The organism is Acidimicrobiales bacterium (assembly GCA_035316325.1).
Taxonomy (GTDB): domain Bacteria; phylum Actinomycetota; class Acidimicrobiia; order Acidimicrobiales; family VFJN01; genus DASXTK01.
The window spans coordinates 1-7316 of the sequence record DATHJB010000207.1 but is presented as its reverse complement, the minus strand read 5'-3'; the positions used below and the strand labels follow the sequence as shown (position 1 = coordinate 7316).

General features: G+C 72.7%; 7 protein-coding genes. 3 read left to right on the top strand and 4 right to left on the bottom strand.

Annotated features, from left to right (window positions below; all coding sequences use genetic code 11):
- On the top strand, window positions 1-284 hold a 284-nt coding region (locus tag VK611_26850; protein ID HMG44981.1), incomplete at its 5' end, for an alpha/beta hydrolase.
- Here the strand turns inward: VK611_26850 and VK611_26845 are convergent.
- Window positions 262-1071, bottom strand: coding sequence for an acyl-CoA thioesterase domain-containing protein (locus VK611_26845; GenBank protein HMG44980.1), 810 nt, complete (start codon window positions 1069-1071; stop codon window positions 262-264). The two genes, VK611_26850 and VK611_26845, sit on opposite strands and share 23 nt — an antisense overlap.
- A 38-nt stretch (window positions 1072-1109) precedes the next feature.
- Between VK611_26845 and VK611_26840 the strand changes: the two genes are divergently transcribed.
- Window positions 1110-2693: an ATP-dependent DNA ligase gene (locus tag VK611_26840; GenBank protein HMG44979.1), complete on the top strand. Its 1584-nt coding sequence runs from the start codon at window positions 1110-1112 to the stop codon at window positions 2691-2693.
- A 17-nt stretch (window positions 2694-2710) separates the two neighbouring features.
- On the opposite strand, the gene VK611_26835 is transcribed toward VK611_26840, so the two are convergent.
- Together VK611_26835 and VK611_26830 are read right to left on the bottom strand one after the other, a co-directional pair.
- Window positions 2711-4141: a CoA transferase gene (locus VK611_26835; GenBank protein ID HMG44978.1), complete on the bottom strand. Its 1431-nt coding sequence runs from the start codon at window positions 4139-4141 to the stop codon at window positions 2711-2713.
- A gap of 21 nt (window positions 4142-4162) precedes the next feature.
- Complete coding sequence (locus VK611_26830) at window positions 4163-5236, bottom strand: hypothetical protein (GenBank protein ID HMG44977.1); 1074 nt, start codon at window positions 5234-5236, stop codon at window positions 4163-4165.
- Window positions 5237-5259: 23 nt separating this feature from the next.
- Here VK611_26830 and VK611_26825 point away from each other — a divergent pair, with 23 nt between their 5' ends.
- The gene (locus tag VK611_26825; protein ID HMG44976.1) at window positions 5260-6444 is read left to right on the top strand and encodes a hypothetical protein; all 1185 of its coding nucleotides are present in this window, start codon (window positions 5260-5262) and stop codon (window positions 6442-6444) included.
- Here VK611_26825 and VK611_26820 read toward each other — a convergent pair.
- Window positions 6431-7240, bottom strand: a complete 810-nt coding sequence (locus VK611_26820) for a crotonase/enoyl-CoA hydratase family protein (GenBank protein ID HMG44975.1) — start codon at window positions 7238-7240, stop codon at window positions 6431-6433. The two genes, VK611_26825 and VK611_26820, sit on opposite strands and share 14 nt — an antisense overlap.
- Window positions 7241-7316 lie beyond the last annotated feature (76 nt).

Here is a 7316-nt window from a genome sequence, read left to right as displayed (position 1 = left end):
TGGCCGACGGGCTCGTGGAGGCGGTGCGGCTGGGGCTCGCCGGCGTCGAGGCCGACCTGGTCGACCAGGTGCGGCCGCTCCGCGTCGACCTGCGGGACATCGCCGTGCCGGTGCAGCTCTGGTACGGCGCCGACGACCAGGTGACGCCGCCGGCGTTCGGGGAGTGGTACGCCGGGCGCCTACGGACCGCCGCGCTCCGGGTGGTCCCCGGCGCCGGCCACTACCTCCCGCTCACCCACTGGCCGGAGATCCTGGCGACCGTCACCTCGGGCCCCTCGGCCTGATCTCCCGCACCAGGACCTCCTGCGACACGCTCGCCACGTGGGCGCCGTCCTCGGTGAAGACGTGGCCGACGGTCAGGCCGCGGGAGCCCATCAGGCCATGGCAGGTGAACGACTGGGCCAGCCACCGGGACGCGTCGAACGGCCGGTGGAACCAGACGGCGTGGTCGAGGCTGGCGGAGAAGAAGCGGCTGTAGAAGTCGTCGCCGGAGTCGGACTGGACGTGCTCCGGGTGGAGCGAGATGGCGGCGTCAGTGGGCAGGTCGTCGGACAGGTAGGCCAGCGCGCAGGCCTGGCGGACGGGGTCCTCGCCAATGGGCTGGAGGGCGCGCAGCCAGCCGTCGACCCGGCCCCGCACCGACGCCGGCGCCAGCCGCCGGTCGAAGATCTCGCCCCAGCCCTCCGACCGCAGCGCATCGGCCCGGGGGAGGTCGGGCGCCAGCGACACCGTCTGCACCTCGACCGCGGCCTCGGCCACCTGGAACGACGCCGACATGTTGAGGATCGCCCCCATCGACTGCCGGGCCACCACCGCCCGCGTGACGAACGAGCCGCCGTCGCGCACCCGGTCGACCTCGAACCGGATGGGCTGGCTGTGGTCGCCCCGCCGGATGAAGTAGGCGTGCAGCGAGTGCGGCCGGAAGCGGGGATCGACCGTGAGCGCCGCCGCCTGCAGGGCCTGCGCCACGATCTGGCCGCCGTACAGGCCGCCCCACGGGTACCGGGGCCCCTCGCCCACCCAGGCGTCGATGCCGCGGGGCTCGAGGTCCATCATCGTCGCGAAGTCCACGGGGAGTGATTCTGCCCTGCCGGGTAGGTTCCCCGGTCATGCTGTTCGCCGAGGTGGTCGCTGCGTCCCAGGAGGTGGCGTCGACCCGGGCGCGGTCGCGCAAGATCGCCACCATCGCCGACCTGCTGCGGCGGGTCGACGTGGAGGAGCTGCCGGTCGCCGTCGCCTGCATCACGGGCGAGCCGCGGCAGGGGAAGATCGGCGTGGGCTGGCGGACGGTGTCGCAGCTGGAGGTCCCGCCGGCGCCCGACGACCAGCCGAGCCTCGGGATCCTCGACGTCGACCGCACGTTCACCGAGCTGGCCGGCATCGGCGGTCCGGGCTCGCAGGCGCTCCGGGCGGCGACCCTCACCGGGTTGTACGAGCGGGCCACCGCCGCCGAGCAGTGGTTCCTGGGCCGGCTGCTGGTGGGCGAGCTGCGTCAGGGGGCACTGGCGGGGATCGTGACCGACGCCGTCGCCCAGTCCGCCGACGTGCCCCTGGCCGCGGTCCGGCGGGCGGCGATGCTGGCGGGCGACCTGCCCCGCGTCGCCGTGATCGCCCGGCGCGACGGCGAGGCCGGGCTGGCGGCGGTGCGGTTGGCGCTGCTGCGGCCGGTGCAGCCGATGCTGGCGCAGACCGCCGAGAGCGTGGCGGAGGCGCTGGAGCTGGTGGGCGGAGCGGCGTCGGTGGAGTGGAAGCTCGACGGCGCCCGCATCCAGGTCCACCGGGCCGGCGACGAGGTGCGGATCTACACCCGCAACCTCAACGACGTCACGTCGCGGCTGCCGGGCATCGTCGACCTCATCCGGGGGCTGCCGCTGCAGCAGGTCGTGCTCGACGGCGAGGCGATCGGCTGGGGCGACGAGGACGGCGAGCGTCCCGACCGCTTCCAGCACACGATGAGCCGCTTCGGGCGTCGCTCGGCCACGCCCGAGGTTCCCGAGAACCCGGTGAACCCCGGCGACCTGGCCACGGCGCCGATCGGCGACCTCGACGCCCGCTTCTTCGACATCCTCCACCTCGACGGCGAAGACCTGCTCGACCTCTCACTGGTGGAGCGGCTGCTGCGGCTGGAGCAGGTGGTGGGGCCGTGGCGCATCCCGGGGCAGATCACGTCGGATCCTGTCGTGGCCCAGGCGGTGCTCGACGAGGCGCTGGACGTCGGCCACGAGGGCGTGATGGTGAAGGCGGCCGGGTCGCCGTACGAGGCCGGGCGACGGGGTGGGGCGTGGCGCAAGGTGAAGCCGGTCCGGACCCTCGACCTGGTGGTACTGGCCGCCGAGTGGGGTCACGGGCGCCGGCAGGGCTGGCTGTCGAACCTGCACCTCGCCGCCCGGGACCCGGAGCGACCCGGCGAGTTCGTGATGGTCGGCAAGTGCTTCAAGGGTCTCACCGACGAGCTGCTCACCTGGCAGACGGAGAAGTTCCAGGAGCTGGCGGTCGGCGAGGACAAGGGGCGTGACGAGTGGGTCGTCCACGTCCGGCCCGAGCTGGTGGTCGAGATCGCGCTCGACGGCGCGCAGAAGTCGACGCGTTACTCCGGCGGGGTCGCGCTCCGCTTCGCCCGGGTCCGCCGTTACCGCCCCGACAAGGACCCGTCCGAGGCCGACACCATCGACACGGTGCGCGCCCTGCTCTGACTGGGAAATTGCGTCGATCAGCCCGCTATGTGCGGGTTTTCGAACGCAATTTCGGAGCTGCCGAGGGGGACGGGGCCGGAGCGCCAGGACGGTGCGGCGCCGACGATCGCGCCCGGGCAGGCGACGTGGCGGCTGTGGCCGAGCGGGCCGTGGAGGTCGACGGCGACGTCGTCGGGCAGCTCGGACGGGAGCCCGGGCACGTCGAGGGCACCCGTGTGGGGCAGGCCCAGCAGCCAGGTCGCCGTGCGGGCCAGGGCGACGCGCACGTGCCAGGAGCCGCCGCCCGCCTGCCGCCGAGCCAGGGCCGACGCCACCCCGGCCGCCAGCAGGTAGCCCGAGGCGTGGTCGAGCAGCTGCACCGGCAGCGGCACGGGCGTGTCGGAACCGGCCGCGCACCGACCCACCTCCGCGATGCCGGTCGCCATCTGCACCAGGCTGTCGAAGCCCCGCCGGTCGCCCCACGGCCCCCGGTCGCCGTAGGCCGACAACGTCGCCACCACCAGGCCCGGACGCAGGGCTGCCAGCGCCGCGGGCCCGTAGCCCAGGCCGTCGAGCGCGCCCGGCCGGTACGCGCACAGCACCACGTCGGCGTCGGCCACCAACTGCTCGAACTGCTCGCGGGCCGCGGGGTCGTGGAGGTCGAGCAGCGCCGAGCGCTTTCCCACCGTCGTGTCGGCGATCAGGATGCGGCTGTCGTCGCCCGGCGGGGCGTCGATCCGCAGCACGTCGGCGCCGTAGGCGGCCAGGAACCGCCCGGCCACCGGACCGGCGATCGACCGGGTCAGGTCGAGCACCCGCAGCCCCGCCAGCGGGCCGTTGCCCGGCGACGACGCCTTGGGGCCGGGGTGCGGCGCGTCACCCAGCGGGGTGATCGCCACCAGCGGCTGCGCCCCGACCGCGGCGGCGGGCTCCGACGCCAGCCACTCGTCGGCCGAGCGCAGGGCCGCGGCGCACCCGCCCGCGGCGTAGATGGCGTCCTCCAGGTCGACGGCCTTCCACCTGGCCACGGCGGTGCCGACCGCGCTCCGGTCGGGCCGGGGGTCGCCGTCGTCGTCGAGCCCGAGGGTCGCCAGCGCCGCCCGCCGGTGGGCCCGGAAGTTGGTGTGCAGGCGGATCCACCCGTCGGCCGCGGCGTAGACACCGGCGATCGAGCTCCACAGCTCGCCCAGGTCGTGGCCTACCACCTCCACGTAGCGCTCGCTGTGGCAGGCGATCGCGGCGTGCCGGGTGTCGACCGCCACCTGGGGCAATGCGTCCGGTCCCCCGCCGGGACGCCACAGCCGGGCGACCCCGAGTGTGGCCGCCGCCACCGTCGCCGTGGCCACGGCCGTCGCCGGGAACACCGAGGGCAGGACGTGTGCCGGCCCCGTGATGGTCAGCCGGCGCAGGTCGGCGTCGTCACCCCCGAGGCCGGCCCAGACCTCGGCGGTGAGCTTCGTCGCATCCATGCCACTCCGGCGTAGCACGTCTCACAGGAACATGTACTCGAAGAGCCCGTGGCCGACCTTGCCGTCCATCGTCACCTCGGCCGACGAGTCGACGATGCCCCACATGGGGGCGCGGCCCTCCTCGGTGCGTAGGTCCCACTGGCGCTCCTGCACCACCAGATCGGCGACGTAGCGGCCGTTGCGCCACTCGGCGTCGAACCCGTAGCCGGTGCCCACGCCCAGGTGGACGGGCCGGCGGGGCCGCACGTCGAGCCGCACCTTGCCCGCCTGCACCACGGCGCTCTCGACGAAGCGGTGGTCGGCATCCCAGGTCAGGTCGTACTCGGGACGGCCGAGGTGCTCGATCCCCTCGCTCTGGTCGGTCCGCCACACCCGGACGGCCTCTTCCAGCACGCGGGAGCCGTCGTTGCGGGTCTGGCAGATGACGAACACCGACTCGTCGTCGAAGCGCACCGGCACGTACAGCCAGTTGAAGCCGGCGCCCGGGAGGTGGGCGGTGATGCCGGCCGGCTCGGGCTCGCCCGACGGCCGGATGCCCCACGAACGGTCCCGGGAGCCCCACCAGCGGTCGGGGGTCACCTCCCAGGTGCGGTCGTCGATGGTGACCGTCCCCGCCCAGCTGCCCATCTGGGCCATGCGGCAGGCGTCGAGGAAGATGCGTCCGACGGCGTCGCGGTCGCGGTGCCGCGGCTCCTCGATGGGGTGGTGGGCGCCGGTCCAGGTGAGGTCGAACTCCAGGGTGGTGGCGGCGCCGGTGTCGGTCTCGGCGGCGTCGAGGCGGAACCGCAGCTCCTGCAGCCCCTGGATGACGCCGACGGAGAACGGACCGACGGTGGTGTCCATCCGGTCGAGCCCGAGCGCGCGGGACGAGCGCACCACCCGGTGGACCCCGTCGTGGACGACGACGGCGAAGGCGTCGGCCACCCCCAGGTTCGGGTACTGCCCCATGCCGGTGACGAGGAACAGGTCCTCGTCCGGGTCGAGGGGCATGCAGTTGAAGTAGTAGCGGTCGTAGAAGTTGCGGTCGCTGGTCCCGACCCGACGAATAGGCTCCGCGATCTGATGGATGGGGTAGTCGTCGAGCGGCGAGAGCATCGTTGGTCTCCTCAGGTGGTGATGTGAGCGAAGCGACAACGGACGAAGCCGTCGAGCTGGCGAGATGTGAGCGGCAGCTGCGCCGGGCCGGCCTGCCGCTGCTGATCGAGGGCTACTCGGCGACCGAGGACATCTTCACCCGGGCGCTCCCCTTCTTCGTCTTCGTGGCGTTCGTCGAGGTGCTGGGGGCGATGAACCTCGACTGGCCGTGGTGGCTGAACACCCTGTCGTTCCTCGGCGGGCTCGGCCTGCTGCTGGCGCTGTTCGGGCTGCTCAACCGCTGGCGGGGTCGCCCGTTCCTCGCGCTGCCCCGGCGCCTGGGGCTGCCCGAGCTGGCCGCCTTCCTGCTGATCCCGTCGCTGCTGCCGGTCGTGTTCGGCGGCCAGGTGGGCAGCGCCCTCGGGACGATGGCCACCAACCTCTCCCTGGTGCTGCTGGTGTGGCTGGTGGTCGGCTTCGGCGTGCTGTCGATCGTCCGCTGGGCCGGCGCCCGGCTGTTCTCCCAGCTCTCGGCCTCGCTGACGCTGCTGGTGCGGGCGCTGCCGCTGATCCTGTTCTTCGGCCTGCTGTCGTTCTTCGCCACGGAGATCTGGCAGATCTTCAACACGATCTCGGGTCGCCGCCTGGGCGCCACCGTGGTGCTGTTCGTGCTGCTCGGGCTGTTGTTCCTGGTGGTGCGCCTGCCGAACGGCGTGCAGGACGTCGAGAACACGGTCGACCTGGCGGGGCAGCCGCTCAGCAAGGTGCAGCGGGTGAACCTGTCGCTGGTGATCCTGGTGAGCCAGGCGCTGCAGATCCTGCTGGTGTCGAGCCTGGTGTGGTTGTTCTTCTGCACTGTCGGCGCGCTGCTGGTCGACGGCGACGTGGTGGCGGAGTGGACCGGCAAGCCCGCCGACCCGGTGTTCACGCTCGACGTGATGGGCAGCGAGCCGCACCAGCGGGTGGTGGTCACCGAGCAGCTGCTGCGGGCGGCGTTCGGGATCGCGGCCTTCTCGGGCCTCTACTACTCGGTGGCGATGCTGGTCGACGCCACCTACCGCGACGAGTTCATGTCGGAGCTCACGGACCAGATGCGCTCGACGTTCTCCGTGCGCGCCGTCTACCTGGCGCTGCGCTCCGACGCCCCTCCTCCGGGTTCCACCGTTCCTCCTCCAGGTCTCCCCGGTCCCCCCGGTCCCCCCGTGGAGCATCCGGTCACGTCCCCGTGAACTTGGGCTCGCGCTTCTCGACGAAGGCGCGGGGCCCCTCCTTGGCGTCGTTGGAGGCCATGACCTCCATGCCGAGCTCCAGCTCACGGGCGAAGGCCTGGCCCTCGGGCACCGACTCCGACTCCCACACCGCGGCCTTGATGGCCTTCACCGCGAGGGGGCCGTTGCGGGCGATGCGGTCGGCGAGCTCCATGGCCTTGCCGACGGCATCGCCGTCGCCGACGACGTGGCCGACGAGGCCCACCTCGTAGGCGCGCTGGGCGGTGATGGGGTCGCCGGTGATGAGCATCTCCATCGCCGTGGTCCAGGGGATCTGTCGGGGCAGGCGGACGGTGGAGCCGGCCATGGGGAAGAGGCTGCGCTGGACCTCGGTGAGGCCGAACTTGGCGCCTTCTGCCGCGACCCGCAGGTCGAGCGCCTGCAGGATCTCCATGCCGCCGGCGTAGCAGTAGCCCTCGACCGCGGCGATCAGCGGCGTGGCGACCCGGTGCTCCTTGAGGAACCCCTTGTAGATGAGGGAGAAGTCGCTGCGGATGCGCTCCTCGAACTCGTCCTCGGCGGGCTTGCCGGACAGGAGGGCGCCGACGAGGCGGTCGAGGTCGGCCCCGGCGGAGAAGTTGCCCCCGGCGCCGGTGAGGATGACGGCCCGCACGTCGGGATCGGCGTCGACCATGTCCCAGGCGTCGGCGAGACGGCACAGCATCTCGCAGTTGAAGGCGTTCTTCTTCTCGGGACGGTTCAACGTGAGCGTGACCACGTGCCCGTCCCGCTCCACCACCAGCGCCGGATCTGACATGGCGTCAGATTACGCGTGCGGGATTGTTGGTGGGCAAGAAAATGGTGGTTATGGGAGGGGAACACATGTACGATGC

What these genes read in the sequence shown, in the direction of transcription:
- VK611_26820 (HMG44975.1), bottom strand. Translation starts at nt 7,240, where the DNA reads ATGTCAGATCCGGCGCTGGTGGTGGAGCGGGACGGGCACGTGGTCACG.
- VK611_26830 (HMG44977.1), bottom strand. Translation starts at nt 5,236, where the DNA reads ATGCTCTCGCCGCTCGACGACTACCCCATCCATCAGATCGCGGAGCCT.
- VK611_26840 (HMG44979.1), top strand. Translation starts at nt 1,110, where the DNA reads ATGCTGTTCGCCGAGGTGGTCGCTGCGTCCCAGGAGGTGGCGTCGACC.
- VK611_26835 (HMG44978.1), bottom strand. Translation starts at nt 4,141, where the DNA reads ATGGATGCGACGAAGCTCACCGCCGAGGTCTGGGCCGGCCTCGGGGGT.